At 60.7% G+C, this 25,573-nt stretch carries 25 protein-coding genes and 1 pseudogene; 18 read left to right on the top strand and 8 right to left on the bottom strand.

What is annotated here, in order from left to right; translation table 11 throughout:
* Window positions 1–8 precede the first annotated feature (8 nt).
* Together CXQ82_RS21450 and argE are read left to right on the top strand one after the other, a co-directional pair.
* A complete protein-coding gene (locus CXQ82_RS21450) occupies window positions 9–683 on the top strand; it encodes a DUF1028 domain-containing protein (protein WP_101272183.1) in 675 nt (224 codons plus the stop codon).
* Window positions 680–1,831 carry an acetylornithine deacetylase gene (gene argE / locus CXQ82_RS21445; RefSeq protein ID WP_101272182.1) on the top strand — a complete coding sequence of 384 codons (1,152 nt, stop codon included), beginning with the start codon at window positions 680–682 and terminating at the stop codon, window positions 1,829–1,831. Before CXQ82_RS21450 ends, argE begins: the two co-directional genes overlap by 4 nt.
* Window positions 1,832–3,303: 1,472 nt before the next feature.
* On the opposite strand, the gene CXQ82_RS21435 is transcribed toward argE, so the two are convergent.
* Window positions 3,304–4,545: an acyl-CoA dehydrogenase family protein gene (locus tag CXQ82_RS21435; protein ID WP_101272180.1), complete on the bottom strand. Its 1,242-nt coding sequence runs from the start codon at window positions 4,543–4,545 to the stop codon at window positions 3,304–3,306.
* A 272-nt stretch (window positions 4,546–4,817) separates the two neighbouring features.
* On the opposite strand from CXQ82_RS21435, the gene CXQ82_RS21430 reads away from it, so the two are divergent.
* From CXQ82_RS21430 to CXQ82_RS21420, 3 genes are all read left to right on the top strand, one after another.
* On the top strand, window positions 4,818–5,741 hold the full coding sequence (locus CXQ82_RS21430) for an ABC transporter substrate-binding protein (protein ID WP_101272179.1): 924 nt from the start codon (window positions 4,818–4,820) through the stop codon (window positions 5,739–5,741).
* 139 nt (window positions 5,742–5,880) lie between these two features.
* Window positions 5,881–6,183, top strand: coding sequence for a type II toxin-antitoxin system RelE/ParE family toxin (locus tag CXQ82_RS21425; RefSeq protein WP_101272178.1), 303 nt, complete (start codon window positions 5,881–5,883; stop codon window positions 6,181–6,183).
* A 1-nt stretch (window position 6,184) separates the two neighbouring features.
* Complete coding sequence (locus tag CXQ82_RS21420) at window positions 6,185–6,568, top strand: addiction module antidote protein (RefSeq protein WP_101273845.1); 384 nt, start codon at window positions 6,185–6,187, stop codon at window positions 6,566–6,568.
* A gap of 51 nt (window positions 6,569–6,619) precedes the next feature.
* Here the strand turns inward: CXQ82_RS21420 and gudD are convergent, their stop codons facing one another.
* Together gudD and CXQ82_RS21410 are read right to left on the bottom strand one after the other, a co-directional pair.
* The gene (gene gudD, locus CXQ82_RS21415) at window positions 6,620–7,945 is read right to left on the bottom strand and encodes a glucarate dehydratase (RefSeq protein ID WP_101272177.1); all 1,326 of its coding nucleotides are present in this window, start codon (window positions 7,943–7,945) and stop codon (window positions 6,620–6,622) included.
* 19 nt (window positions 7,946–7,964) lie between these two features.
* Window positions 7,965–9,326 carry an MFS transporter gene (locus CXQ82_RS21410; protein ID WP_101272176.1) on the bottom strand — a complete coding sequence of 454 codons (1,362 nt, stop codon included), beginning with the start codon at window positions 9,324–9,326 and terminating at the stop codon, window positions 7,965–7,967.
* Between the two features lie 351 nt (window positions 9,327–9,677).
* Between CXQ82_RS21410 and CXQ82_RS21405 the strand changes: the two genes are divergently transcribed.
* The 5 genes and pseudogenes from CXQ82_RS21405 to CXQ82_RS21365 all read left to right on the top strand — a co-directional run bounded on the left by CXQ82_RS21405 (window position 9,678) and on the right by CXQ82_RS21365 (window position 15,159).
* Window positions 9,678–10,388 (top strand): FadR/GntR family transcriptional regulator, encoded by a 711-nt coding sequence (locus tag CXQ82_RS21405; protein ID WP_101272175.1) that lies wholly within the window; start codon window positions 9,678–9,680, stop codon window positions 10,386–10,388.
* A gap of 4 nt (window positions 10,389–10,392) precedes the next feature.
* Complete coding sequence (locus tag CXQ82_RS21400; protein ID WP_305882049.1) at window positions 10,393–11,088, top strand: tRNA (adenine(22)-N(1))-methyltransferase TrmK; 696 nt, start codon at window positions 10,393–10,395, stop codon at window positions 11,086–11,088.
* Between the two features lie 390 nt (window positions 11,089–11,478).
* Window positions 11,479–11,559, top strand: a pseudogene (locus CXQ82_RS31680) (tRNA (adenine-N(1))-methyltransferase); the annotation flags it as partial.
* Between the two features lie 1,028 nt (window positions 11,560–12,587).
* Window positions 12,588–12,878, top strand: coding sequence for a DUF3144 domain-containing protein (locus CXQ82_RS21370; protein WP_101272173.1), 291 nt, complete (start codon window positions 12,588–12,590; stop codon window positions 12,876–12,878).
* Between the two features lie 223 nt (window positions 12,879–13,101).
* Complete coding sequence (locus CXQ82_RS21365) at window positions 13,102–15,159, top strand: methyl-accepting chemotaxis protein (protein WP_101272172.1); 2,058 nt, start codon at window positions 13,102–13,104, stop codon at window positions 15,157–15,159.
* 206 nt (window positions 15,160–15,365) lie between these two features.
* Here CXQ82_RS21365 and CXQ82_RS21360 read toward each other — a convergent pair whose 3' ends face one another.
* From CXQ82_RS21360 to CXQ82_RS21350, 3 genes are all read right to left on the bottom strand, one after another.
* Window positions 15,366–16,487: a lactonase family protein gene (locus tag CXQ82_RS21360; RefSeq protein ID WP_101272171.1), complete on the bottom strand. Its 1,122-nt coding sequence runs from the start codon at window positions 16,485–16,487 to the stop codon at window positions 15,366–15,368.
* Window positions 16,488–16,728: 241 nt separating this feature from the next.
* A complete protein-coding gene (locus CXQ82_RS21355) occupies window positions 16,729–17,355 on the bottom strand; it encodes a glutathione S-transferase family protein (protein ID WP_101272170.1) in 627 nt (208 codons plus the stop codon).
* A gap of 63 nt (window positions 17,356–17,418) precedes the next feature.
* The gene (locus CXQ82_RS21350; RefSeq protein WP_101272169.1) at window positions 17,419–18,681 is read right to left on the bottom strand and encodes a hypothetical protein; all 1,263 of its coding nucleotides are present in this window, start codon (window positions 18,679–18,681) and stop codon (window positions 17,419–17,421) included.
* 144 nt (window positions 18,682–18,825) lie between these two features.
* Between CXQ82_RS21350 and CXQ82_RS21345 the strand changes: the two genes are divergently transcribed.
* Together CXQ82_RS21345 and CXQ82_RS21340 are read left to right on the top strand one after the other, a co-directional pair.
* Complete coding sequence (locus CXQ82_RS21345; RefSeq protein WP_101272168.1) at window positions 18,826–19,110, top strand: hypothetical protein; 285 nt, start codon at window positions 18,826–18,828, stop codon at window positions 19,108–19,110.
* A gap of 72 nt (window positions 19,111–19,182) precedes the next feature.
* The gene (locus tag CXQ82_RS21340) at window positions 19,183–19,743 is read left to right on the top strand and encodes a hypothetical protein (protein ID WP_101272167.1); all 561 of its coding nucleotides are present in this window, start codon (window positions 19,183–19,185) and stop codon (window positions 19,741–19,743) included.
* 16 nt (window positions 19,744–19,759) lie between these two features.
* Here the strand turns inward: CXQ82_RS21340 and CXQ82_RS21335 are convergent, their stop codons facing one another.
* Complete coding sequence (locus tag CXQ82_RS21335; RefSeq protein ID WP_101272166.1) at window positions 19,760–20,704, bottom strand: hypothetical protein; 945 nt, start codon at window positions 20,702–20,704, stop codon at window positions 19,760–19,762.
* A 305-nt stretch (window positions 20,705–21,009) separates the two neighbouring features.
* Here CXQ82_RS21335 and CXQ82_RS21330 point away from each other — a divergent pair, with 305 nt between their 5' ends.
* Both CXQ82_RS21330 and CXQ82_RS21325 read left to right on the top strand, forming a co-directional pair.
* Window positions 21,010–21,984, top strand: coding sequence for a hypothetical protein (locus tag CXQ82_RS21330; protein ID WP_101272165.1), 975 nt, complete (start codon window positions 21,010–21,012; stop codon window positions 21,982–21,984).
* Window positions 21,975–22,343: a hypothetical protein gene (locus CXQ82_RS21325; protein ID WP_101272164.1), complete on the top strand. Its 369-nt coding sequence runs from the start codon at window positions 21,975–21,977 to the stop codon at window positions 22,341–22,343. The genes CXQ82_RS21330 and CXQ82_RS21325 overlap by 10 nt, the downstream gene beginning before the upstream one ends.
* A gap of 94 nt (window positions 22,344–22,437) precedes the next feature.
* Here CXQ82_RS21325 and CXQ82_RS21320 read toward each other — a convergent pair whose 3' ends face one another.
* Window positions 22,438–22,677, bottom strand: coding sequence for a DUF6124 family protein (locus tag CXQ82_RS21320; protein WP_101272163.1), 240 nt, complete (start codon window positions 22,675–22,677; stop codon window positions 22,438–22,440).
* Between the two features lie 478 nt (window positions 22,678–23,155).
* Between CXQ82_RS21320 and CXQ82_RS21315 the strand changes: the two genes are divergently transcribed.
* From CXQ82_RS21315 to CXQ82_RS21300, 4 genes are all read left to right on the top strand, one after another.
* Window positions 23,156–23,389 (top strand): hypothetical protein, encoded by a 234-nt coding sequence (locus tag CXQ82_RS21315; protein ID WP_034136025.1) that lies wholly within the window; start codon window positions 23,156–23,158, stop codon window positions 23,387–23,389.
* Window positions 23,390–23,489: 100 nt separating this feature from the next.
* Window positions 23,490–24,053, top strand: a complete 564-nt coding sequence (locus CXQ82_RS21310) for a nucleotidyltransferase family protein (protein ID WP_101272162.1) — start codon at window positions 23,490–23,492, stop codon at window positions 24,051–24,053.
* 119 nt (window positions 24,054–24,172) lie between these two features.
* Window positions 24,173–24,613, top strand: a complete 441-nt coding sequence (locus CXQ82_RS21305; protein WP_101272161.1) for a TspO/MBR family protein — start codon at window positions 24,173–24,175, stop codon at window positions 24,611–24,613.
* Window positions 24,613–25,557: an alpha/beta hydrolase fold domain-containing protein gene (locus tag CXQ82_RS21300; protein ID WP_101272160.1), complete on the top strand. Its 945-nt coding sequence runs from the start codon at window positions 24,613–24,615 to the stop codon at window positions 25,555–25,557. The genes CXQ82_RS21305 and CXQ82_RS21300 overlap by 1 nt, the downstream gene beginning before the upstream one ends.
* Window positions 25,558–25,573 lie beyond the last annotated feature (16 nt).

Genomic DNA, 25,573 nt, shown 5'->3' with positions numbered 1-25,573 from the left:
AGCGCCCTATGACTTTTTCCGTTGTCGCCCGCTGCGCCAAGACCGGCCAACTCGGTATTGCGATCAGTTCGTCGAGTATTGCCGTAGGCGCGCGGTGCCCGTGGTTGCGTGCCGGGGTGGGTGCGGTGGCGTCGCAGAACATCACCTTGCCGAGCCTGGGGCCGCAGGTGCTGGATTTGCTTGAGCAAGGCTTGGCGCCAAGTGAGGCCCTGGCGATGCTGGTTGAGCAGGATCACAGCGAGTACCGCCAAGTGACGGTGATTGATAACAGCGGCCGCACCGCGCATTTCAGCGGAGCACGGACCCTGGGCATTCACAATGCCGTGAGTGGTGAGCAATGCGTGGCGGCGGGCAACATGTTGGCCAACCCTGGTGTGATCGAGTCGATGGTGCACGCGTTTGAACACGCCGCGGGGCATCTGGCCGAGCGCCTGCTAGCGGCGATGCAGGCTGGCGTGGCCGGCGGCGGTGAGGCTGGGCCGGTGCATTCGGCGGCGTTGGTGGTGGTGGATGAGTTGCCGTGGCCGATCGTCAATCTGCGGGTGGACTGGGCCGACGCAGACCCCATCGGCGCCCTCGACCGACTCTGGCAGGCCTATCACCCGCAGTTACAGGACTACATCGACCGCGCCCTCAACCCGCAGATCGCCCCGGGTTATGCGGTGCCGGGAGATGACCGATGAGCAGCAGCCGCGAGTTGCTGGCGCAGCTGGTGCGCTTTGATACCACCAGCCGTGAATCCAACCTGGCCTTGATCGATTTTGTCCGCACGTGGTTGCAGGACCACGGCGTGGCCTGCGAGCTGGTGTACAACGAACACAAGAGCAAGGCCAACCTGCTGGCGACCATCGGCCCGGCCGACGTGCCGGGTATTGTGTTGTCCGGGCATACCGACGTGGTGCCGGTGGACGGCCAGCGCTGGACGGTGGCGCCGTTTGAACTGACGGAGAAGGGCGGCAAATTGTACGGGCGTGGCACCGCCGATATGAAAGGCTATATCGCTTGCGTGCTGGCCTGCGTGCCGGCGCTGGTGCAGGCGTCGTTGCGCATGCCGGTGCATATTGCGCTGTCCTATGACGAGGAGGTCGGCTGCCTGGGCGTGCGCGCGCTGATCGAGCGGTTCCACGGGCAGCTGGTCAAGCCGCTGCTGTGTGTGATCGGCGAGCCCACCGAACTCAAGCCGGTGCTCGGCCACAAAGGCAAGTTGGCGATGCGCTGCGAAGTGCATGGCGCGGCGTGCCATTCGGCCTACGCGCCGTCGGGCGTCAACGCGATTGAATACGCCGCGCGGCTGATCGGTGAACTGGTGCGCATCGGCGAAGGGCTCAAATCCCCTCAGCACTTGGATGAGCGATTCGACCCGCCGTTTTCCACCGTGCAAACCGGCGTGATCACCGGCGGCAAGGCGCTGAATATCGTGCCGCAGAACTGCACCTTTGATTTTGAAGTACGCGCGCTGCCGGCCCAGGACCCTTGGCAGGTGGCGCACCAGTTGCGCGGCTACGCCGAAAAGACATTGTTGCCGGCGATGCAGGCGGTGAGTGACCAGTCGGCGATCAGCCTCAGCGAGCTGTCGAGTTACCCGGGGCTGGCCACGTCATTGGAGAGCCAGGCGGCGGAGTGGGTCGCGCAGTTCTGTGGTTCGCGCGATTACGGCACCGTGGCGTTTGGTACCGAGGGTGGGCTGTTTGACCAGGCGGGGATTCCCACGGTGGTGTGCGGGCCGGGGAGCATGGAGCAGGGGCACAAGCCGGATGAATTTATCAGCGTGGAGCAACTGGAAGCCTGCGACCGGATGCTGGCCCGGGTGTTGGCGTTTGTGAGCAACTAAAACCCTCCCAATCCAAACACAGGGCCAAATGTGGGAGGGGGCTTGCCCCCGATTGCGGTGCATCAGCTGCAGCTGCATTCACTGACCCACCCCCATCGGGGGCAAGCCCCCTCCCACATTTGGCCTGTGTTGTTTGTTGAATTGAGCCTGACTTGCAGCGCTTTTAACCTGTGACTGGGCGCTGGGATTTATATGCCTGTAAGGCCATACCCCAATCAAAATGTGGGAGGGGGCTTGCCCCCGATTGCGGTGCATCAGCTACAGCTGTATTGACTGACCCACCCTCATCGGGGGCAAGCCCCCTCCCACATTTGGCCTGTGTTGTTTGTTGAATTGAGCCTGGCTTGCAGCGCTTTTGGCCTGTGACTGGGTGCTGGGATTTATATGCCTGTAAGGCCATACCTCAATCAAAATGTGGGAGGGGGCTTGCCCCCGATTGCGGTGCATCAGCTGCAGCTGTATTGACTGACCCACCCCCATCGGGGGCAAGCCCCCTCCCACATTTGGCCTGTGTTGTTTGTTGAATTGAGCCTGGCTTGCAGCGCTTTGGCCTGTGACTAGGTGCTGGGATTTATATGCCTGTAAGGCCATACCTCAATCAAAATGTGGGAGGGGGCTTGCCCCCGATTGCGGTGCATCAGCTACAGCAGCATTCACTGACCCACCCTCATCGGGGGCAAGCCCCCTCCCTTGGCCTGTGTTGTTTGTTGAATTGAGCCCGGCTTGCAGCGCATTAGCCTGTGACTGGGTGCTGGGATTTGTATGCCTGTAAGGCCATACCCCAAGCAAAATGTGGGAGGGGGCTTGCCCCCGATTGCGGTGTATCAGCTACAGCTGTATGGACTGACCCACCCCCATCGGGAGCTTGCCCCCGATTGCGGTGCATCAGCTGCATCAGCATTCACTGACCCACCCTCATCGGGGGCAAGCCCCCTCCCACATTTGGCCTGTGTTGTTTGTTGAATTGAGCCCGGCTTGCAGCGCTTTGGCCTGTGACTGGGTGCTGGGATTTGTATGCCTGTAAGGCCATACCCCAAGCAAAATGTTGGAGGGGGCTTGCCCCCGATTGCGGTGCATCAGCTGCAGCTGCATTCACTGACCCACCCTCATCGGGGGCAAGCCCCCTCCCACATTTGGCCTGTGTTGTTTGTTGAATTGAGCCTGGCTTGCAGCGCTTTTGGCCTGTGACTGGGTGCTGGGATTTGTATGCCTGTAAGGCCATACCCCAATCAAAATGTGGGAGGGGGCTTGCCCCCGATTGCGGTGCATCAGCTACAGCAGCATTCACTGACCCACCCTCATCGGGGGCAAGCCCCCTCCCACATTTGGCCTGTGTTGTTTGTTGAATTGAGCCCGGCTTGCAGCGCTTTGGCGTGTGACTGGGTGCTGTGGTTTGTATACCTGTAAGACCATACCCCAATCAAAATGTGGGAGGGGGCTTGCCCCTCCCACATTTGTTCTGCGTTGCTTCATTAACCTTTGGCGACACCTACTCGCCATTGCGCCGGCGGCAGCAGCCCATTGACCAGGTAATTGCCCACGATCCGCGATTTGTACACGCGAGGGTTGTGGTTCGCCAAGGTGCGCGCGTTACGCCACAGCCGATCCAGCGCCTTGTCGCTGGCGGTGGCGCTGGCGCCGAGTGCATCGAACAGCGCCGTGGTCGCCGCGAGGGTGGCATCCACCACCGGGTTGACCGCCAAACACACTTCCAATTCCGCCAGGGCCACCTGCGGGTCGTCATCCTGCAGTGGCTGGTCATGGTCGATCACGTACTGCGCGGTTTGCTCCAGGCGCTGGGCTGCTTGCTGGGCGATGGCCTGGGCGGCGTAGGCCTGGCTGGCGACTTCGCCGATCACTTGCAGCAGTTGCACGTCCTGGCCCGCAGTGTCGGCGTTGCCGGTGGTGAAGGTGCGCGCGCGCTGGCTGAGTGCTTCGGCGCCACTCAATGCCGCGCGGCGGGCGATGCCGGCGAGGGTGCTGAGGTGGTAGAGCTGGAAGAACGACTGGCCATGGCCAAAGCGCTGCTGGGTGGGGCGCACGTCGTTGTCCACCACCGGTGCGTTGTCGAAGACGCAGGTGCCGCTGGCGGTGAGGCGTTGGCCGAAGCCATTCCAGTCGTCGATGATCTGCACGCCGGGGGCCTTGAGGTCGACCACCACGCTGTAGACGGTGCCGTCTTCACCGGTGGCGATGGTGTTGATCAAGTCGCTGTAGAGCGCGCCGGTGGTGTAGAACTTTTTCCCGCTGATGCGCAGCGTGCCGCCTGCATCGTGGTGCAGGCGGGTGCCGAAATCACCGCGGGCCTGGGTGCCGACCTCAGTGCTACCGGGGGAGAGCAGGGCACCCTGGCCGAGGCGGTCGAGCCACTTGGCGCGCCAGTCGAGGTCCTTGGCGCTGAGCACGTCTTCGCAAAAGCCGAAGTGCCCGCGCAGCGCCTGGGTGATGTTGGAGTCGGCCGCCGACAGTTCAGTGAGCAACGTAAGCAGTTCCACCAGGGTGGCACCGTGGCCGCCATAAGTGGCCGGCAAACGCCAGCGTGGCAGGCCCAGCGCATTCAGTTGCTGGATCACGTCGGCCAGGCTGGCGCGGGTTTGATCCGCCTCGGCGGCCTGCGCGAGGATCTGCGCAAACAGCGGGCGAAACGGCGCCGCCAGTTGTTCGTAACGGGCGGAGGGCGGTGCGCCCCAGATATTCAAAACGGGAGTCGACATGCAATGGACCTTGCAGAAAGTGGTTCAGGTGCTGGGGTCCAGTGGTCTGGTGACGCCACCCTAACCCAAGGGCGGCCAAGGTTTTAATACGAAAAATAGCTATGCAGCTGCACGGCGGTTCTATCGATAGTGCCTAACAGTATTAATCGCTGCGCGCTGATTGCGTTAGCTTCTACGGGCGCCACGCTCGGCGACCTTTAAACCCTTCTCTCATCACCAGACTGCACGCCCACAGATGGTTGAGTCAGCCATTAACTCTGTGGATTTTTTGCATGATCAATCGTCGTAATTTGCTCGCCGTGCTCGGCCTGACCTCGCTCACTGCCTTCGTCCCTTCAGCCTGGGCGGCGGAGCCGTTGACCCTTACGGTAGGCGACCAGTTCTTCTCCAACCGCATCGTGCTGGAACTGTCGGGCGAGCTGAAAGACTTGCCGTACAAGATCGACTTCAAGCGCTTCAACACCGGCTCGCCGGTGGCCTCGGCAGTGGCCAGTGGCGCGCTGGACGTGGGCATTGTCGGCGATACACCAGTGATCAGCCTGGCCGCCAATGGCGCGCCGGTGAAGGTGGTGGCCAGCACCCAGACCAGCCTCGACGGCGTCGGCATCGTGGCGCGCAAGGGCATTCATTCGGTGGCCGACCTCAAAGGCAAAACCGTGGCGATCTGGAACGGCTCATGGAGCCAGCAACTGGCCTACAAGGCCCTGGATGAAGCGGGCGTGCCGCGCAGCAGCGTGACCTTCAAATACCTGCTGCCGGCCGAAGCCAGCCTGGCGCTGACCCAAGGCGACATCGACGCCTTCGGCACCTGGGAACCCTACGTGTCGCTGCAGGAAAAAGAAGGCAGCACGCTGATCCGCAACGCCAAGGGCCTGATGAGCGCGCCCACCTACATCGTCGCGTATGAGCCAGCCCTTGCGCAGAAAAGCGCGATCATCAAGGACTTTATCGCACGCCTCACCCGCGCCCGGGTGTGGAGCAGCACCCACGTGGATGAGTACGCCGAGGCGTGGTCGAAGGCCAACCAATCCGCCCCGGAAATCGCCAAGGTGTGGTTCAAGCGTGATGCGATCAAGGTGCTGCCTATCTCCCCGACGATTGTGAGCGAGGCCCAGGCCACGGCGGACTTTCTGGTGGATGCGCAGATGTTGAAACAGCGGTATGACGTGGCGCCGTTGTTTGACCGGGTGCTTTAAACGTTGGGGAAATACGCGCTAATAGTATCGACCGGCTGCTCCTGCGGGTCCTGGGCTAGGGTTTTTTCTACTGGATCTTTCCAGAGCTAAAAATTCACTGGTATCTACAAGGAGTAGCCAGTAGGCTACAAGTGATTCTGTGACGAATACGATCGGCAGGACGCCGGAGTTTGATACATGGCTCGACGGTATGAAGGATATTTGGGGGAAAACCGCTGTTCTTACCCGGCTGGACCGCGCCGAGGCAAACAATTTTGGAGACTGTGAGCCCGTAGGCGATGGGATGAGTGAAATGCGCGTTTTTGTCGGGCCCGGCTACAGGATTTACTTTGTACGTACGGGCTTAGCTGCTTATCTGATGCTGTGCGGCAGTGATAAAACCGACCAGAAAAGAGGTATCAAACGGGCAAAAGAGATTCTCGATGCCCTGCGAGGTCAATGAAATGAACGAATCGAAATTCCAACCCGAGGACATGCCGATCCTCGATCTTGATACATCCGGTACCAATGTCTATGAAGCCTCGCGCTTTCTTGACAGCCCGGAAACCATCAGTGCCTATCTTGCGCAAAGCATGAAGTCTCAAGACCCGCAGATATTGATGAAGGCGCTTGCGGAGGTTGCCAAGGCCCAGGGCGTGAACAAGGTGGCCGAGGCGGCGGGGGTTAATCGGGAGAGCTTGTACAAGACCCTCAAGGGTGGCTCGAAAACGCGCTATGAAACCATCCAGAAGCTGATGCTGGCATTAGGCGTGGAGCTGACCGTGCAGCCGATTGCTGCAACGGCGCTGAAAAAACCTGCCCGCGTAAAAGCGGGCAGTAGCCGGTAAACCCTGATATTCAAGGCGCCCCTGTGGGGGCGCGGTCCGTCAGTGCCTGGGTCACCGTACCAAACAAGGTTGTTTGTTGTTGAAGCTCCAACCCGGAATCAGAAACTGCATCGCCACGCTGTCGTCCCGTGCGCCAAGGCCCATGCCTTTGTACAGCTCGTGGGCCTGGGCCACGGCGTCCATGTCGATGTCCACGCCCAGGCCGGGTTTGGCCGGTACTTTCACGTAGCCGCCTTCGATTTTCAGCGGCTCTTTTGTCAGGCGCTGGCCGTCCTGCCAGATCCAGTGGGTGTCGATGGCAGTGATGTCGCCCGGGGCGGCGGCGGCCACCTGGGTGAACATCGCCAGGGAAATATCAAAGTGGTTGTTGGAGTGCGAGCCCCAGGTGAGGCCCCATTCATTGCACATCTGCGCCACGCGCACCGAACCCTGCATCGTCCAGAAGTGCGGGTCGGCCAGCGGAATGTCCACCGATTGCAGCTGGATCGCGTGGCCCATTTCGCGCCAGTCGGTGGCGATCATGTTGGTGGCGGTTTTAAGGCCCGTGGCACGGCGGAATTCGGCCATGACTTCGCGGCCCGAGTAACCGTTTTCGGCGCCGCAAGGGTCTTCGGCGTAGGCCAGCACGTGGTGTTGGTCACGGCACAGGCGGATGGCTTCTTTGAGTGACCAGGCGCCGTTCGGGTCGAGGGTGATGCGTGCATCGGGGAAGCGTTCGGCCAGGGCCGTGACGGCTTCGATTTCGGCGTCACCGCTCAAGACGCCGCCCTTGAGCTTGAAGTCGTTAAAGCCGTACTTGGCCTTGGCGGCTTCGGCCAGGCGCACCACGGCTTCAGGGGTCAGGGCGGTTTCATGACGCAGGCGGAACCAATCGTCGTCGGCGTCGGCTTCGTTGCGGTAAGCCAGGTCGGTGGCGTTACGGTCGCCGACATAGAACAGGTAGCCGAGCATTTTCACCGCGTCGCGCTGCTGGCCTTCGCCGAGCAAGGCGGCCACCGGCACTTCAAGGAATTGCCCCAGCAGGTCGAGCAGGGCGGCTTCCATGGCGGTAACGGCATGGATGGTGATGCGCAGGTCAAAGGTTTGCAGGCCGCGGCCGGCGGAATCCCGTGAGGCAAAGGTGCTGCGCATCTGGTTGAGAATTCGCTGGTATTGGCCGATCGGTTGGCCGATCACCAGGCTGCGCGCGTCCTCCAGGGTTTCGCGGATACGTTCGCCGCCGGGCACTTCGCCGACGCCGGTATTGCCGCTGCTGTCCTTGAGGATGACGATGTTGCGTGTGAAGAACGGCCCATGGGCGCCGCTCAGGTTGAGCAGCATGCTGTCGTGGCCGGCCACCGGGATGACCTGGAAGTGCGTAACGATAGGAGTAGTCATGGCAAGTTCCTGAATAAGCTCAAAGAGGTTTGCTGAGGGCGGCGCCGGTTGGCGGGGTGCCTGGCGAGGCCAGCGCGGCCGAGGGCGCGGTCTTGGCGAAGAACACCAGGATCGCCGCGAGCACCGAGGTGCCGGCCAGGCCGTAAAGCCCGCCCTGGATCGAGCCGGTGGTCTGCTCCAGGAAACCGAAGGTGGTCGGCGCGACGAAGCCGCCCAGGTTGCCGATGGAGTTGATCAACGCGATCACGGCGGCGGCGATGCGCACATCCAGGTAGCCCTGGGGGATCGGCCAGAACAGCGACGACGCCGACTTGAACCCGATGGCCGCAATGCAGATCGCTATAAAGGCGAAGATCGGCCCGCCGGTGGTGGACATGAACATCCCCGCCGCAGCAATCAACAGTGCCGCCGCTACCCAGGCCTGCTGGAACTTGAATTTGCCCGACAGCGACGCGAAGGCGTACATGGCGATGATCGAGATCAGCCAAGGGATCGAGTTGAAGAAGCCGACTTGCACATCGCTCAGGTCGCCCATCTTCTTGATGATGCTCGGCAGCCAGAACGTTGCTGCGTAAATCGTCAGCTGGATGCAGAAGTAGAGCGCGCAAAACAGCATGATCTGGCGGTCTTTAAGCAGCTTGCCAATGGTTGGCTTGACGCTGGTCAGCGCCTCGCGCTCGCGTTGTTCCCCGTCGATGGCGTCGACCAGGGCGTCCTGTTCCTCGCGGGTCATCCATTTGGCGTCGTGGGGTTTGGAGTCGAGCCAGAACCACACAAAGAAGCCGATGGCCACCGAGGCCAGGCCTTCAATGGCGAACATCCATTGCCAGCCGTGGAAGCCAAACCCTTCGATCTGCAACAACACCCCCGACAACGGGCCGGAGATCAGCGAGGCCACCGCCGAGCCGCTGAGGAAAATCGCGATGGCTTTACCGCGTTCCACACCTGGCAACCAGCGCGTGAAGTAGTAGATCACCCCGGGGAAGAAGCCGGCTTCGGCCACGCCCAGCAGAAAGCGCAGGATGTAAAAGTGGGTTTCATTCTGGATGAACGCCATCAGCGTGGCGACGATGCCCCAGGTGAACATGATGCGGGTCAGCCAAATACGCGCGCCGACCTTTTGCAGCAGCATGTTGGAGGGCACTTCGAACAGGGCATAGCCGATGAAGAACAGCCCGGCGCCAAAGCCATAGGCCGCGGCGCCGATGCCCAGGTCATGCTCCATGTGCGTGCGCACGAAGCCGATATTAACCCGGTCGATGTAATTGAGGATGAACATGATCACGAACAGTGGGAGCACATGGCTCTTCACTTTGCGCACGGCGCGCGCGAGAACCGGATCACTGTTTGAAGCGGCAGATGCATGGCTTGAATTGTTCACAATTCAAAACTCCCCCTGATTATTTTTATGCGGGTTTGCGTGTTTTGTTGATAGACATCATACAAGTGCTTTTCTTGGCTTAGCAATCCGGTGCGGGGTGTTTTTGTTCTTATAAGGCGATGCTCAGGTCCGCATATTTGGTTATTTGTCCAGTATTTGTTGGGGTATGTGCTGGGCTTTGCCATGCGTGGATGAGCGCGGATTCCTTGATAAGGGCACGAAAGTGGAAATTGAGATAAGAGTGCTTCAGATTAGTTGTCATACAAGATGAGCATTTTTTCCATCAACCCAAACGAAGCCGTCGGGCGCGGTGTTAAGCTCCCACCAGCCCAGCCCCGTGGACCCGTAGCAATGCCCATCGACAGTGGACCCCCCGTCCGTAAACGCTCCAACAACCTCGCCCAAGGCGTGGTCGAAGACCTGACCCAGCGCATTTTGCTCGGGCAGTTGAAACCCGGTGAAAAGCTGCCGTCGGAATCCACCATCGTGCTGGAGCATGGCGTCAGCCGGACCGTGGTGCGCGAGGCGCTGTCCAAGTTGCAGGCGTCGGGGTTGGTGGAGACGCGTCACGGCATCGGCACCTTTGTGCTGGAGCAGCACGCCCAGCAAGGCTTGCGCCTGCACGTGGACACGGTGGCCAGCGTGCGCAATATGCTCGAGCTGCGCCTGGGCCTGGAGGTGCAGGCGGTGGCGCTGGCCGCGCTGCGCCGCAGCGACGCGCAACTGGCGCGCATGCGTGAAGCGCTGGACGACTACCAGGCTTCCCTGGCCAACAACGACAGCTGCGTGGAAGAGGACAAGCGCTTTCATCAACTGATCGCCGAAGCCACCGGCAATACCTTCTTCACCGAGATCATGCAGCACCTGGGCAATGCGATGATCCCGCGCACCCAGGTCAAGGGCGTCGAACGCGGCGGTGCGGACTTTGCCAAGCTGGGGCAGTTGGCGAACCTGGAGCATGAAGCGATCTTCAATGCGATCAAGCGCCAGGACCCAGACGCCGCGCGTGCTGCGATGGTGTTGCACCTGACCAACAGTCGCGACCGGTTTTCGGGGGAGTAGGGCGTTGAACCAGCACACTTTATCCATGCGCCTTGAGCGCGTGGCGGCGAACATACCCGTGGGCGCGCGCCTGGCCGATATCGGCTCAGACCACGCCTACCTGCCGGTGGCATTGCTGCGCCGTGGCCTGGTCGCGGCGGCGGTGGCGGGCGAGGTGGCCACCACGCCATTCCTGGCCGCCCAACGTACCGTGCGTGACAACGGCCTGGAGCAGCACATCAAGGTGCGCTTGGCCAATGGCCTGGCGGCTGTCGAACCGGGGGATGGCATCACCGCGATCAGCCTGTGCGGCATGGGTGGCGAAACTATTCGCGATATTCTCGAGAGTGGTAAGGGCTACCTTGGCGGCCATGAGCGGTTGATTCTGCAACCCAATGGCGGCGAGCAGCCGTTGCGGCTTTGGTTGATGGAAAACGGTTACGCGATCCTCAGTGAAGAGTTGCTGCGGGAGAACCGTTTCTACTTCGAGATCATCGTCGCCGAACGTGCCGATTCGGTTAAATACAGTCCTAAGGAATTGTACTTCGGCCCACTGCAAATGCAGGCGCGCAGCGCGGTTTTTCTGGCCAAGTGGCAGCGTATATTGCGCGAGAAGCAGAAGACCTTAGCGAGCTTTGAGCGTGCGCTACAGGCGGTGCCGGAGGGCAAAATCCAAGAGATTGCCCAGCAAGCCAGATGGATCACCGAGTTACTGGCCTAATCTGCCTTATGTGGCGAGCGGGCTTGCCCGCGTTGGGCTGCGTAGCGGCCCCAAAACCTGCCACAGCGTTCTACCTGAAAGACTGCGGCGCCTGGGGTGGGGCCGCTTCGCGCCCCAACGCGGGCAAGCCCGCTCGCCACATAAGCAGGTTTGCTACGCGGCAGGCGGTGCCGGAGGGCAAAATCCAAGAGATTGCCCAGCACGCCAGATGGATCACCGAGTTACTGGCCTAATCTGACTTATGTGGCGAGCGGGCTTGCCCGCGTTGGGCTGCGTAGCGGCCCCAAAAACCTGCCACAGCGTTCTACCTGAAGGACTGCGGCGCCTGGGGTGGGGCCGCTTCGCGCCCCAGCGCGGGCAAGCCCGCTCGCCACAAAAGCAGGTTTGCTACGTGCGCGGCAGGCGGTGCCGGAGGGCAAAATCCAGGAGATTGCCCAGCAAGCTAGATGGATCACCGAGTTACTGGCCTAATCTGACTTATGTGGCGAGCGGGCTTGCCCGCGTTGGGCTGCGCAGCGGCCCCAAAAACCTGCCACAGCGCTCTACCTGAAAGATTGCGGCGCCTGTGGTGGGGCCGCTTCGCGCCCCAACGCGGGCAAGCCCGCTCGCCACAAAAGCAGGTTTGCTACGCGGCAGGCGGTGCCGGAGGGCAAAATCCAAGAGATTGCCCAGCACGCCAGATGGATCACCGAGTTACTGGCCTAATCTGACTTATGTGGCGAGCGGGCTTGCCCGCGTTGGGCTGCGCAGCGGCCCCAAAACCTGCCACAGCGTTCTACCTGAAGGACTGCGGCGCCTTGGGGTGGGGCCGCTTCGCACCCCAGCGCGGGCAAGCCCGCTCGCCACAAAAGCAGGTGTGCTTTGTGCGCGGCAGGCGGTGCCGGAGGGCAAAATCCAAGAGATTGCCCAGCAAGCCAGATGGATCACCGAGTTACTGGCCTAATCTGACTTATGTGGCGAGCGGGCTTGCCCGCGTTGGGCTGCGCAGCGGCCCCCAAACCTGCCACAGCGTTCTACCTGAAGGACTGCGGCGCCTGGGGTGGGGCCGCTTCGCGCCCCAACGCGGGCAAGCCCGCTCGCCACAAAAGCAGGTTTGCTTTGGGCGCGGCAGGCGGTGCCGGAGGGCAAAATCCAAGAGATTGCCCAGCACGCCAGATGGATCACCGAGTTACTGGCCTAAGCCTGGCTTTTGTGGCGAGCGGGCTTGCCCGCGTTGGGCTGCGTAGCGGCCCCAAAACCTGCCACAGCGTTCTACCTGAAGGACTGCGGCGCCTGGGGTGGGGCCGCTTCGCGCCCCAACGCGGGCAAGCCCGCTCGCCACAAAAGTAGATTTGCCACATAAGCAGGTTTGCTACAAAAGCAGATTTGCCACATGAGCAGGTTTGCTACAAAAGCAGGTTTGTCACATAAGTAGGCTTGCCACGTGAGCCCGGGGTTGGGGGTGTTGGTCGGGATATGCTCCAATGGCCGCCCTCATTTGTTAACCCGGGATACACACCATGGCAGACGCCACTGACCAAGCCTTCTATGATCGCGCCGACGCCCATATCGAGCTGTCGAACGAGCAGCTTAAGACCTTCGAAAACCTCGGCCAGGTCAGTGCTTCGATGATGTTCGGCACCACGCGCTTCAATGCCTGGGCCTGCGCGCGCAACTTCAAGTCCGGCGCGCACATGGCCGAGGAGCGGGAGGCGATGCTCAAGTATTTCTGTGACCAGTACCGGATGATGCTTGAGGATAATCTGGATGATCACATCCAGCATTTTGCCCAGTACATGCAGGTCAAGTAGCTCAACGGTTACAAGTGTGTCGTTGGCCCTGAGTGCTTTTGCCCCATTTTCGCGCACGCGATGGGGTGCAGCGGCGCACCATCCGCCCTATTTCAGGGCTGTGTGCCATCGGCCCGTATCTTGCTAGAGCTAAGCTAATCAATGACATGGCATTTTGCCGTTAGTCATTTCAAGGCTTCGCCCACCGTCGTATCGCGTGGGTGGTTTTAGGGAGTAGTCGGACATGCACAGCTTGTTATCACCCGGTATCCGCCTGCTTGGTCGCTTCGGTTTCGCGCGCAAATTCCAGATCCTGTTTTTCCTGTTCATGCTGCCCCTGGCGGGTAGCTTGTGGATGATCGGCCAGGACTATCGCGACAAATTGGGCGTGATTTCCAACGAGCAATCCGGTGTTCGCCAACTGTTGGCCCTCGACTCGCTGGACGGCCAGTTGACCGCGCAGCGCAACCTGGCTTCGCGCTGGAAAGCCGCCGACATCCTGCACGCGCCGACGCCGGCGGCGAAGGCGGCGATGGATAAGGTCGACGCCAATTTCCCGCTGATCCAGCAAAGCCTGCAAGCCCTGGGCGATGAGTTGAAAACCCAGAACGCCAGCGCTGACATCCTGGCGCGCTACGAGGCATTGCAAGCCACGGTCAAGGGCATGGACTCGCAGTCGCTGCGCACCGTGGGCTGGTGGCCGGACGGCTACGACCGTTTCACCGCCGCCCTGAGCGCGATGCAAACCCTGCGCGAGCAAATCACCCTGGACGCCGGCCTGATCCTCGATCCCTGGCTGGAAACCTACATGCTCATGCAGATGGGCACCCAGCACACGCCCGACCTGATCGAGCGCATTGGCCGGATGGCCAGCGTTGGGCAGTCGTCGATCGCCTCCGGCCAATTCACCTTGCAGAGCCGCCTGCAGATGCGCGATCTGCGCAGCCGTATTGGCGACGCGCGCGACCAGTTGGCCAAGGCCGCTGCCTCGCTCAAAGCCAAGCAATACGCCGGCATGGAGCCCTGGACCGCCCAGTACGACACCACTCTGCAACTGCTGGACAATGAACTCAAGGTACTCGACGACGGCGTGTTCGGCGGCACCATCAAGCTCGACACGGCCGGCTTTGAGCGCAGTGTCGACGCCATGCTCGGCGCGCTCGGCAGTTTGCGCATCCAGTCGCTGACCTCCCTTGATGCGCGCTTGAGTTACTACCACAACCACGCGAACGCCCGGTTTATCCCGCTGGCCGCGACCTTCGGCCTGCTGGCGCTGGCGGCGCTGTACCTGTTCATGTGCCTGCAAGCCTCCATCCGCCGCAGCGCCAGCGGCATTACCACGCTGGCCGAGTCCCTGCGTGACGGCAACCTGTGCGTGGCCGTGGCGGTGGAAGGGCGCGACGAACTCGCGGCCATCAGCACGGCGCTCAACGTGGCGGTGGTGCAATTGCGTGCCAGCCTGCTGGGGGTCAACCATGAGACGCAGCAGTTGGGTTCTGCCGTGCTCACGCTCAATTCGCAATCGGGCAGCACCCTCACCGAGGTCGAAGACCAGCAACAGCAAATCAGCCAGATTGCCGCCGCCGCCACCCAGTTGGCCGCCACCTCCATGGGCGTGGCCAGAAGCTGCGAGCAGGCCTCGGGCAGCGCCCAGCAAACTCGGCGCATCGCCGAAGACAGCAGCCGTGACAGCCAGCGCACCACGGCGAGCATCCAGCAACTCAACCAACGCCTCACCGACACCGCCGATGCGTTGCAGCAGGTGAGCCAGCAGGGGCAGCAGATTCAATCGGTGGTCGACACCATTCGCGGCATCGCCGAGCAGACCAACCTGTTGGCGCTCAACGCCGCCATCGAGGCGGCGCGCGCCGGTGAGCAGGGCCGCGGTTTTGCGGTAGTGGCCGATGAAGTGCGCAGCCTGTCGCAACGCACCCAGGCCTCGACGGCGCAGATCGCCGGCACTGTCGACAGCCTGCGTGCCACCGTGAGCCAGGCGGTCACCCTGATGGGGGCGGCATGCGAGCAGGCGCTTACCGATGCCGAGTCGGTGACCGGGCTGGGCACGCGCTTGGGCGAGATTGCCGGCGCGGTGCAGAACGTCACCGACACCCTGGCGCAAATCGCCACGGCGGTGGAAGAGCAAGCCGCGACAGCGGATGAAGTGAGCGGCAATATCCAGCAAGTGGACCAGGCCGCAGGCCGCTTGCTGGATGGCGCGCGGGCGGTCAATCGGGCGGCGGACACCCTGAGCAAAGGCAGCCAGGCATTGAGCGACAACACCGCAAGGTTCCGCCTGAGCTAAGCACTGAAGCCCTTTAAAAGCCACACGCTCCCGTGTGGCGAGCGGGCTTGCCCGCGTTGGGCTGCGTAGCAGCCCCAAAACCAGCTGCCGAGTTCTTCCAGGAAAAACCCAGTGCCTGTAGGGGGGCCGCTGCGCAGCCCAACGCGGGCAAGCCCGCTCGCCACGGGGAGGGTGCCTGCGGTTTAAATTCGATGCACTTGGGCGAATTACTTCGCCGCCGTGTGCAGCACTTCAATCCACAGCGCACCTTTGCCCGACGCGGCTTCACTCACACGCTTCAACGCCCCGGTGGCGCTGACCGCGTAAGTGCCGACGGTGTCGCTTTTTTCACCGGTCACCAGCAACCACTTCCCGTTGGGTGAAAACGCGATATTGCGTGGCTGCTTCTCGTTGACCGGGTAGTTGTCGATAAAACGCAGGCCGCCGGTGGCCGTGTCCACTGCAAACGCCGACACCGAACTGCTGGTGCGCTCGCTCATCAACAGCAGCTTGCCGTCCGGCGACAGGCGCAGGTCGGCCGCCCAGATGCGTGGGGTAGGGTCGTCCTTCAAATCGTTGTTGCGCGCATCGCGCACTTCGCCGTGGGCCAGTTTCAAGCGCTCGGGAATACCATTGGCCACGCCGATTTGCGTCAACGCGCCGGTGTTGCCGTCGATGGCAAATGCCGTGACGGTGCCGCTCATTTCGCCGACTACATACAGGTACTTGCCGTTGGCTGAAAACGCCAGGTGGCGCGGCCCGGTGTTGGCCGGCACGCTGACGTAGCCGCTGCCGATCGGCGTGAGCGCGCCGGTGTTGGCGTCGAAGCGGTATTGCAGTACGTGGTCACTGCCCAGGTTGCCGGCGTAGGCAAAGCGATTGCTCGGGTCGGTGCGCAACGAGTGCGCGTGTGGGCCGGTTTTATAGGTGAGGATCGGCTCGGCCTTGGCGATAGGCTGCACGCTGAGGGTGTCGGCACCGTAGGAGGCCGCGAGCAGATAGCGCCCGGCGCGGTCGGTGGCCAGGTACGCCATGCTTTCGGCCAGCGGCGCCTTGGATTGCGGGGTCAAGCGCCCGCTCGCCGGGTCGATGCTGAACGCCTCGACCTGAAACGGCTTGACCCGCAATGCCGCAAACAGGGTTTTACCGTCGGGGCTCAAAGCCATCGGGTTGACCTGGTCGCCGGCCGTCACCTGGTCGACCAGGCTTAGCGCACCGTTGCTTTCGTCGAGGCGGTACTGGGAAATCAACCCATCACCGGGGCTGGAGATGTAAGCAAAAGTAGCGGCGTTGGCTTGCACACTGAGGCCACAGACAACGGCGGCGGCCATGAGAAGGGGTTTACTCACGAGAGATCCTTTATTTTTATGATTGTGGTCAGTCATCGTATGACTGTATTCGGATCGGAGCAATAGCCGGTTGCAGAGGGGATAGGGTATTTGAAACGAAGCCGATCAAATGTGGGAGCTGTCGAGCCTTAGCGAGGCTGCGATGGGATCACCGCGGTGCACCCGCCAGACCGCGGCGCCTGCATCGCAGCCTCGCTAAACCTCGACAACTCCCACAGGGCGCTGCGGTGTTTTCAGCCACTCACTTGGCAAACGCGTACTCGCCGCCCTGATCCACCGCCGTGCGATACGCCGGCCGCGCCTGGAAACGTTGCACCCAGGCTGCCAGGTGCGGGTAGGCCTGCAGCTTGCCCTGGGCCTTGGCGATTTCGCCGATAAAACTCATCTGGATATCCGCGCCGCTCAACTCATCGCCCAGCAGGTAGGCCTTATCCGCCAGCGCGTCGTTCAGGTAACCCAGGTAATTGGCCACCTCGGATTCGATGCGCGGGTGCAACGGCGCGCCGGCGTCGCCCAAGCGGCCGACGTAGAGGTTGAGCATCAGCGGCAGCATGGCCGAGCCTTCGGCAAAATGCAGCCATTGCACGTAGGTGTCGTATTCAGCGCTAGCAGGGTCCGGTTGCAGGCGACCTGCGCCATGGCGGCGGATCAGGTAGTCGATGATCGCAGCGGACTCGATCACCACGCGGCCTGCATCTTCAATCACCGGGGATTTGCCCAGTGCATTGATCGCCTTGAGTTCCGGCGGTGCGAGGTTGGTTTTCGGGTCGCGGCTGTAGCGCTTGATCTCGTACGGCAGGCCAAGCTCTTCGAGCAGCCACAGGATGCGCTGCGAGCGCGAATTGTTGAGGTGGTGAACAATGATCATGGGAACTCCGCTGGCGAGGGGTGTGTAGGAACAGACTGCGGCGGCGCCGCAGAGTGCCGTCAATCAGCGTGTCACTTCAAGCGCGGTGTATTTATACACCGAGCGCATTTTGCCCGACGTCGTTTCCAGCGTCAGGGCAACCCCCAGGTCTTCGATAAACGCGCGTGAGGTGGTGTAGTCGCCCTGTTCGCACTCAAGCTTGATCGCGTCGCCGGTCAACGCGGCAAACACCTGCTTGGCCGGGAAGCGCTGGCCAATCTTGCAGGTCATAGCGGTTTCCACCGGCGTGTCGGTGGGCTTGCCTGGCACGTTGGCCATGTGCAGGCGGGCGCTCAGGGTCTGGCCTGGGGCCCAGCTGCTGGGTACGTTCAGCTCTATCTCGCGGGTTTGCAGGACCTGGCCGTCGCCGATGCCATTCATCTTCGACTTCAACTGGATCAGGTCAGCCTGCACCAGGCGTTCGACATGGAAGTTTTCGCTGTAGATCTCGTCTTTGTTCAACAAGCCACCGGCGGCCGCAGCGAAGGTCACCGAGGTGGGTGTGTCCTTGCTGCCATCGCTCTTGGTGGAGAGGTAGGTGTAGTTCAACGTCTTGAACTTGGGCTGCAACAGCGGCGAGTTAAGGCTCTGGAGCACGTTGGCCGGCACGGCGACATCGTTGATGCTCGGTTCAACCACGGTACGCGGGTAATCCACCGGCGCGATATCCGGGCGCAACCACACCAGCAGCGCGGCGTCGACGCCACCCTGTACCGAGCAGCTGACGCGTGATTGCGTGCCTTGTTGGCCTTCCGGCTCCACCAGCAGCACGCGTTCTACATTGCGGGTGCCCGGCGCGGTGCCGGGGCGCGGCTTGATCGCCTGCCAGCGGTCGCCGACCTTGAGTTCGCTGCGAATGTAGTCCCCATCGCCTTTTTGCAGGCGCGCCGGTTGCTCCAGCAGCGGCGCGAGGCGCTGGGCCACCTCATCGACATTGCCTTCCACCACGAAGCCCCAGTAATAGTAGAGGCCCAGCGAGCCGAGGTCGGTGGCTTCGTCGTTGTACGACAGCAGCTTCAAGCCCGCGATGGGCGGCGCGCTGACCGGCACCGAGTTGGCCTTGCGGTCGGCGCGGTTCTTGACCGCGATCCAGGTGAAGTCCTTGTCCTGCTTGAGCGGCGCATAGGCCTGCCAGGCATCGCGGTGGGTGTTCAGGCTGCTGAAGAAGGTTGCATCGCACCGGGCGAAGGCCTTGAGGGTGTCGGTCAGCGCGGCGTCATCGGCATGGGCGACGGCGGGCGCGAGCAGGGCAGAGGCGAGGAGCAGGACGGACGCGGGCAACTTCATCGAGCGGGATTTCCGTATCGGGGCGTGGGGTGGGCAGTATCGCGGAAATGCTTGGCGGCCTCTAGCGGCTTGTGAGTGACGGGGCGCCAATCCAGGGTGGGATGCCCTATAGTCTTCAGCCGAAGAGTTGTGACTGAGCCACTGATGATAAACAAAGCGCAATTGATCGCCCTGGGGCAACAGGCACCCCAAGGGCTTTTTGGCTGGAGTGATTTTGTCGCCCAGACTGAGTTCCTGTGGCAGGACACCACGCTGATCCCTGACGCGGCGGCGTGGCAGCGCCAATGGTTCGAGCTGGAAATCATCAACGGCCTGGCCCTGGCCGAATGGGACGAAGCCGGCCGGCCGCAGGACTGGTCGGCGCGCTGGCAAGAGGTTTATCAGCAGGAGGCGGGTGAGTTGGTGCAAGCACTGCTCAAGCTTCTGTAGGCATAGGTGTACGCAATCTACTTCAGGGGTTATCGCCCCCTTCCAGCGACCAGTAGTTAAGGAAAACTCAAGATGCGCCGCATAAGTGCGAATAGTTTATTTGTTCTCAGCATCGCCATGGCATGCGCCGGCTGTACCTCCTATGCGTCAAAACCGATCATCAACGAACATGTTGAGTCCGGCAGAAAACAAACAGTCTCCAGCTTCACTTATGAGATTGCCTCTCCCTGGAAAGACAGTCGCTTCGGTAAGCGTGCATACGACGCGACCGAAAAAATCATTCCAGATGCAAAACACATCAGCTCAACGCCGACGGCTTCGGCCGTTCCTGCATTGGCAATAAAAATCTCGGAATTTTCCTCGGGCGGCGCGTGTGCACAGGAATATTTGACGGGGTTGAGCCTGGGCTTGATTCCCAGCTGGTGCACAAGGCCGGAACTGTTCAAGTTCAATTTCATACTCAATAACGATCACGGCGTGTGCAGGCAGAAAACCTATTCAATAAGCTCCCTGACAGTGGCGCATATCACCCTGATTCCACTTGCCTTGCTCAATACCGACAATCAGCCGTTAGCGCTTTATCAGGCAGCGCTGAACGATTTTCTTCAAGACACGCCCTGTGCAACGCCCTGACACACGTGCTCAGACCTCAAGGATTGGCTTTCAGCCGCCCCAGGATTGCCACGCGCAGGCACCCCCAGGCGATCACGCCGATAATCAGCACCTCGGCGACACCCACCAGCACATTGAATGAAAATACCATCGGTTGTTCGGCCCAGTAGAAGCTCACCGACCCCGATCGAACGCCGCCGACCCGCAGCCGCCCGGTAAACAGCGCGCGCACCAGACCGATGGCGTGCGTCAGCTCCAGCACGGCCAGGAAGGCGCCCAACAGGGTGAGCAGGGCGCGTGCGGGCATGCCGAGTGGTTCGGTGGACTTTGCTGCAGGGGTGGGCCCCTTGGCTTTGCGCTGCCTGGCGGCCTTCACGGGTGATGGCGCAGGCCTATAGGGGGCCTGCGCAGTGGCCGCCGTGCCGACGACTACCTCGGTGGGCACCGCCACGTTCAGGTAATCGGCCAACTCACGCAGCCACCGATCGGTGTGTTGACTGCCCGGCACCACCGGAACGTTATCGGTGGTCAGGCGATGTTCGGTGCCATCGCGCATTACCAGCCACAGCTGGGTGTAAGCGGGCTCGGCGTGTGGGCGACGGCGAAGTTCGAGTTGGCGCGGCGTATCGATTTTAAACACCGACTGCACACGCTCGCGGCCGCCGAAGAAATTTCGGGTGCGGCGCTTGCCTTCACCGTCGACGCGCGATAACAGCAAGGTCTCGCGGGTGCCGGTGTAAACCATCAAGAACAGGCCGAGGGCGGGAATCAGCAGCAGTAAAAGAGCGATCAGCAACGAGGACAGCGGGTCCAGGCCCGTCAGCGATGAGCTTGCATCGGTGCACCAGAAGACCACGAAGGCCAGCGGCAGAATGAAGGCCATCGCGCCTGCCAGCAGTACAAAAGCACTCTGCACCCGGTTGCAGGCGTGGATATGCAGATCATCCTGTGCGGTGCGCTCGAAGCGATGCCCAATCAACATGCCACTCTCCTCATGCGCCTTTTGACGCAGCGCAGGATAGCGTATGTCGAGTATGTCGAGAGTGGGCACCTGATCTGCTGGTGTAGGTGCTGGGGGCGGGTTAGGGAGTTGTTGGGAAGTTCATAGTTGCTAAACGACTTATCAGTAATGGCCAAAATATGGTTATTGCATCATTGCTGTAGGTTTTGATCTGTATGCTTGTAGCTCTTTTCTGAAACTGAATTTTGACCGCTTTATTTTTCGCCAACTAAGAACGTTCCGACTTTATATTTTGAACTCTTCTTATTTGAAATCGGAATTCGGGCATGGCGACGGCTTATATCAATCAACATTTAACTGACTACGCGAGTTTGAAAATCAGGGTACTGAGTGGGGCTTCTTCCACTGCCGTGCAGAAATTTGATGCGCTGAACGCTCATCTACCTCGGCCGTTTATAGGGCCGGGTTACTTGGTGGTCGTGCCAGACAACATGGCTCAACAAAGCACCTCCAACGAAGCCTGGCTTATGAACCGAGCTGAAGAGATCAACCGCGTGCTGGATCACAACCCAGGAGCGGGGGACCTGATAGTCAAAGACTACGACTTACTAGAGAGCATGTTGAGCTACAGCTCGCTGGGAATTGGCAGTGCTACATCCGCCTGGAGCAGCCATCTGAATGACGTCCGACACACGTTGGAGGCGATTGAGCAGGCTTACGTACGGCTTAAAAATGGCGCCGTGAACAGAGATGTTTTTTTTCAGCAGCGTCAGATCTTGCTTAAGCAGTTAAATAACCAACTTCACGGCGCGGCTCGATTGGGTACCGGGTTGCGCAGTAGTCAGTCATTAAGGTGGATTTTGGGGGTATCCACCAAGAGCTTTTTGCACAAAGGGGAAATCAAAGGGTACGCCGAGCGCATCGAAAGGATTGCAGCGATCTCCCAGCATTTACGCAAAGGCACCTATATTGGACTGGCACTGGATGTGGGTGTGACGGGGTTGAAGGTAAAGGAGGCCTGTACAGACGGGCGGGAGGAGGAGTGTCGTAAGGCTAAGTTTGTGGAAGGCGGGAGGTTGGCGGGAAATGTTGGAGGGGGAGCGCTGGGCACCGCAATTGGTGGAGCATTGGGGCCTGCTATGTGTCGCTTTTTTCTCGGGATTGCTACCCGAGGAAGAGGGGGACTTTATTGCGGAATTATAGGAGGGGCTGCGGGCGGTTATAGAGGCGGATCGAGATTGGGAGAACAGGGGGCGCAGTGGGGTGAAGAGCTCTATATGGCTGATGATCTGTGGATATAGGTATCGACCGGTTCGTCACCATCCTTGTTCGCGTTGAGTTTCCAATTGGTTTGATGTTGATGGTCTATTCGCTCTACTTCAAGCTTGAAAGTCTGGAGAAATATTTTGAAGGCAATGAAGTTGTTCAGCGCAATAAACGCGTGTGGTCCGGCAAGCGGCCGCAGGATAAGTCTCTGCGTATGGGACAAATTTCCTGTTTTTTGATGTTTCCCAAAAGTTACATTCAGTCGGGTGATGTGAGCGAGGAGGAACTCGCGTCTATCCCCCTTCCCCTAAAGCGCTGGGCTACCTGGCCGTATTACTTCAGCATTCAAATGTTTATGTGGGTGGGGGTTGATTACGTATTGCGCGGGTCGTAATTCGCCCCGGCCGTAAAAATTAAATCGCCGAGTCGTTGTAAGTGGTTTACGACGACGCGACGAGCAATCGGGCTAGCGACTAGAAGGGCAGGTATCAGCCAGGGCATGTTGCTTCACGGTCGAGGAGTTTGGCGGTGAGCAGCACGCCCAATTCACTCAATTGATGAATAGCCAAGGCGGTGTCGCGGTGTTTGCCGCTCAAGTCTTCGGACAGGTCGAGCAGCAGGATGCTGACGGATGTGAAGGTTTCGAAGCTATTGGTGAGCAAGGCTTCGCTGCTGGCGTTGGGAGTGACGGTGAAGAGTGTTGTTGAATCGGTATTGGCTTGAGACATAACGATATCCAGTTTTGGGCCGTCACCTTGTCGCTACTAAACAAAAAGGTGGCAGCTGTGCGCAGGTTAGTAGACCGGTGGATATCAAAGCCGGCGCACCCGGAGGTGCCCTACGCATAGCCGCCATCAAGCGCAGACGCAATGTCTGATTGATGAAGCTCATGCACTTTTCAATACCCAACTCAGGCTACTAAACCCGATCACTGAGAGATTCAGCGACCGAGCAACCTTAAAGACGGCCACCCCAGCGCACAAGCCGGCGGATTCTGACGTAAGCGTAGGCAATGGAGCAAGGTGCTGCGGGATTGGGGCCGCTGCGCAGCCCAACGGGAGCAAGCTCCCTCGCCACACAGGGCCGGGTTGCCGGGTAAGCCTCTGGTCGCCAGAAAACAGCCCTTTAAGGTGGATATCGGTCTACCATGCCAGCCCCGGCAGTGGTTTTAAGCGCTACCGATCTCATTCTTTCAAGGTATCGCCCATGTCCATCGACCAAATCAGCCTTCCCAAAGGCGTAGGCCCTCACGCCGCCAAGCTTCTTGACGCCATCACCGGCGCGTCCACCCATGAAGAACTCAACCGTGCTGGCGGTAAAGCCGAAGGTTTTGTGCTTGGCTTGGAGTCCACCAAGGCCATCAAGAGCCAGATTGCCGAGTCGCTGTATGTGGCTTACGACGACGCGGCGAGCAACCGGGCGGGTGAGTTGAAGGGCTAGGCGTTATCGGTGCTGCGGGTTTTGGGGTTGCTGCGCAGCCCAACGGTAGCAAGCTCCCTCGCCACAGAGCGTACAGTCGCTGATTACAAAGGAATAACCCATGACATTGACCGTCGACCGCCTGCTCAGCCTGGCCATGGCCAACCCCATCAATGCTGAAATCACCAAGCGCCTGCCCGACCTCGGTGTAGACCAGTGCATGCTCACGGCGGGCTGTTTGTTCCAGGCGGTGTGGAATCATCAGTCGAACCTTCCGGCTGATCAGGGGGTAAAGGATTACGACGTTTTTTACTTCGACACAGACCTTTCCTATGAGGCGGAGGACGCGGTGATTCGCCGGGCCGAGCGGTTGTTCGAGGACCTGGGGGTTAATGTCGAAGTGAAGAACCAGGCGCGGGTCCACCTCTGGTATGGGCAGCGGTTTGGCCGACCGTATCCGCAGTTGCACACGGCTAAACAAGGTGTGGACCGTTACCTGGTGGCAGGCACGTGCATCGGGTTGGATATCGCCACGGGCGAGGTGTATGCGCCCTATGGGTTGGCGGATGTGGAGCAGGGCCTGTTGCGCATCAACCCCGTGCATGCGGAGCCGGCGCTGTTCGCCAACAAGGCCCGGAGTTATCAGGCGCGTTGGCCTTGGCTGAAGATTGTGGAACCGGGCTAAGCTCCCACACTAATCAGCGTTGCGGGTGCATTTTTGGGGCAAACATTGAATTTCTGCGCGGTAGTTTGAGTCTTTGAAACATAGCGTGGCTTTCTTTCAACTGACCTCAAGGACCGACCATGACGTTTTTCATTTTCCTGCTCGCCTGCGCCGCCGCCGCCAGCACCGGCATTATCTTCAAGCCCGGAGCCTGGTACGAATCCCTGGTCAAACCCGGTTTCACCCCGCCCAACTGGTTGTTTCCGGTGGCGTGGACCCTCATCTACCTGCTGCTGGCCTGGGCTGGCTACCGCTTGAGTTTGATCCCAGGCAGCGAAGTGGTGCTGGCGCTGTGGGCGGCGCAGATCGCGTTGAACACGCTGTGGACGCCGGTGTTTTTTGGCGCGCATCGCATCCTCGCGGGGATGGTGATTCTGGCGGTGCTGTGGCTCACCGTGGCGGCGATGGTGGTGCTGGCCGTGCGCCTGGATTTGATCACCGGGTTGATCCTGTTCCCGTACCTGGCGTGGCTGTGTGTCGCGGCGGCGTTGAATTTCTCGATCTTGCGGAATAACCGCTGATGGCCCACACGCTATGGCCCGCCACCGCAGCGGAACGCGCCCAGATGCGCCGCTTCAATCAAAAGCTCGCCTGGTTGCCGCGCTTTAAAATCCGTAATCGGGTCACGCCGCGTCTGATCCAGGCGCTGTTGCGCGTCAGCCAGAAGATCAAGCGCGCACCCGTGGCCGAAACCAAATCAGTCGGTTCAGTGCCCGTGCGCATCCTGCGTCCCAGCGGCAAGCCCAAGGGCGTGGTGTTGGATATCCACGGCGGCGGGTGGGTGATCGGCAACGCGCAGATGGATGACGACCTCAACCTGGGCATGGTCAACGCGTGCGACGTGGTGGTGGTGTCGGTGGATTATCGGCTGGCGGTGAATACGCCGGTGGAAGGGCTGATGGACGACTGCCTGGCCGCTGCGCGTTGGTTGCTCAGTGAGGATGAGTTCGCCCACCTGCCGGTCATCGTGGTCGGCGAATCGGCGGGCGGGCATCTGGCGGCGGCGACGTTGCTGGCGTTGCAGCAATCGCCGGCGCTGCTCAAACGCGTGAGCGGCGCGGTGTTGTACTACGGCGTTTACGATTTGGCCGGCACGCCGAGTGTGCGCACCGCCGGGCCGGAAACCCTGCTGTTGGATGGGCCGGGGATGGTCGAGGCGTTGCGCATGCTCACGCCGGGGTTGAGTGATGAACAGCGCAGGCAAGCGCCGCTGTCGCCGCTGTATGGTGACTTTACCGGCATGCCGCCGGCGTTGATGTTTGTGGGGGAGTTGGACCCGCTTAAAGACGACACGCTGTTGATCGCTGAACGCTGGCCCGAGGCAGAGGTTCATTTGCTGCCGGAATCAGCCCATGGGTTTATTCATTTTCCGGTGGCGATGGCCAGCAACGTGCTGGTCTACAGCCGTGGTTGGATAACCCAGCGGTTGAGCGAGGGAGTACTCAAACTGCAATCGGCCGGGTAACCTCTCGGCTCCAATC

The sequence above is a fragment of the Pseudomonas sp. S09G 359 genome, assembly GCF_002843605.1.
Classification (GTDB): domain Bacteria; phylum Pseudomonadota; class Gammaproteobacteria; order Pseudomonadales; family Pseudomonadaceae; genus Aquipseudomonas.
This window is presented reverse-complemented; position numbering and strand designations above follow the sequence as displayed.

Bases quoted from the DNA above. Each gene is read 5' to 3' on its own strand.
- gudD (WP_101272177.1), bottom strand. From the start codon at position 7,945: ATGACTACTCCTATCGTTACGCACTTCCAGGTCATCCCGGTGGCCGGC.
- CXQ82_RS21350 (WP_101272169.1), bottom strand. From the start codon at position 18,681: ATGAAGTTGCCCGCGTCCGTCCTGCTCCTCGCCTCTGCCCTGCTCGCG.
- CXQ82_RS21430 (WP_101272179.1), top strand. From the start codon at position 4,818: ATGATCAATCGTCGTAATTTGCTCGCCGTGCTCGGCCTGACCTCGCTC.
- CXQ82_RS21355 (WP_101272170.1), bottom strand. From the start codon at position 17,355: ATGATCATTGTTCACCACCTCAACAATTCGCGCTCGCAGCGCATCCTG.
- CXQ82_RS21310 (WP_101272162.1), top strand. From the start codon at position 23,490: ATGACATTGACCGTCGACCGCCTGCTCAGCCTGGCCATGGCCAACCCC.
- CXQ82_RS21335 (WP_101272166.1), bottom strand. From the start codon at position 20,704: ATGTTGATTGGGCATCGCTTCGAGCGCACCGCACAGGATGATCTGCAT.
- CXQ82_RS21300 (WP_101272160.1), top strand. From the start codon at position 24,613: ATGGCCCACACGCTATGGCCCGCCACCGCAGCGGAACGCGCCCAGATG.
- CXQ82_RS21345 (WP_101272168.1), top strand. From the start codon at position 18,826: ATGATAAACAAAGCGCAATTGATCGCCCTGGGGCAACAGGCACCCCAA.
- CXQ82_RS21305 (WP_101272161.1), top strand. From the start codon at position 24,173: ATGACGTTTTTCATTTTCCTGCTCGCCTGCGCCGCCGCCGCCAGCACC.
- CXQ82_RS21420 (WP_101273845.1), top strand. From the start codon at position 6,185: ATGAACGAATCGAAATTCCAACCCGAGGACATGCCGATCCTCGATCTT.
- CXQ82_RS21365 (WP_101272172.1), top strand. From the start codon at position 13,102: ATGCACAGCTTGTTATCACCCGGTATCCGCCTGCTTGGTCGCTTCGGT.
- CXQ82_RS21315 (WP_034136025.1), top strand. From the start codon at position 23,156: ATGTCCATCGACCAAATCAGCCTTCCCAAAGGCGTAGGCCCTCACGCC.
- CXQ82_RS21330 (WP_101272165.1), top strand. From the start codon at position 21,010: ATGGCGACGGCTTATATCAATCAACATTTAACTGACTACGCGAGTTTG.
- CXQ82_RS21435 (WP_101272180.1), bottom strand. From the start codon at position 4,545: ATGTCGACTCCCGTTTTGAATATCTGGGGCGCACCGCCCTCCGCCCGT.
- CXQ82_RS21320 (WP_101272163.1), bottom strand. From the start codon at position 22,677: ATGTCTCAAGCCAATACCGATTCAACAACACTCTTCACCGTCACTCCC.
- CXQ82_RS21340 (WP_101272167.1), top strand. From the start codon at position 19,183: ATGCGCCGCATAAGTGCGAATAGTTTATTTGTTCTCAGCATCGCCATG.
- argE (WP_101272182.1), top strand. From the start codon at position 680: ATGAGCAGCAGCCGCGAGTTGCTGGCGCAGCTGGTGCGCTTTGATACC.
- CXQ82_RS21450 (WP_101272183.1), top strand. From the start codon at position 9: ATGACTTTTTCCGTTGTCGCCCGCTGCGCCAAGACCGGCCAACTCGGT.
- CXQ82_RS21370 (WP_101272173.1), top strand. From the start codon at position 12,588: ATGGCAGACGCCACTGACCAAGCCTTCTATGATCGCGCCGACGCCCAT.
- CXQ82_RS21405 (WP_101272175.1), top strand. From the start codon at position 9,678: ATGCCCATCGACAGTGGACCCCCCGTCCGTAAACGCTCCAACAACCTC.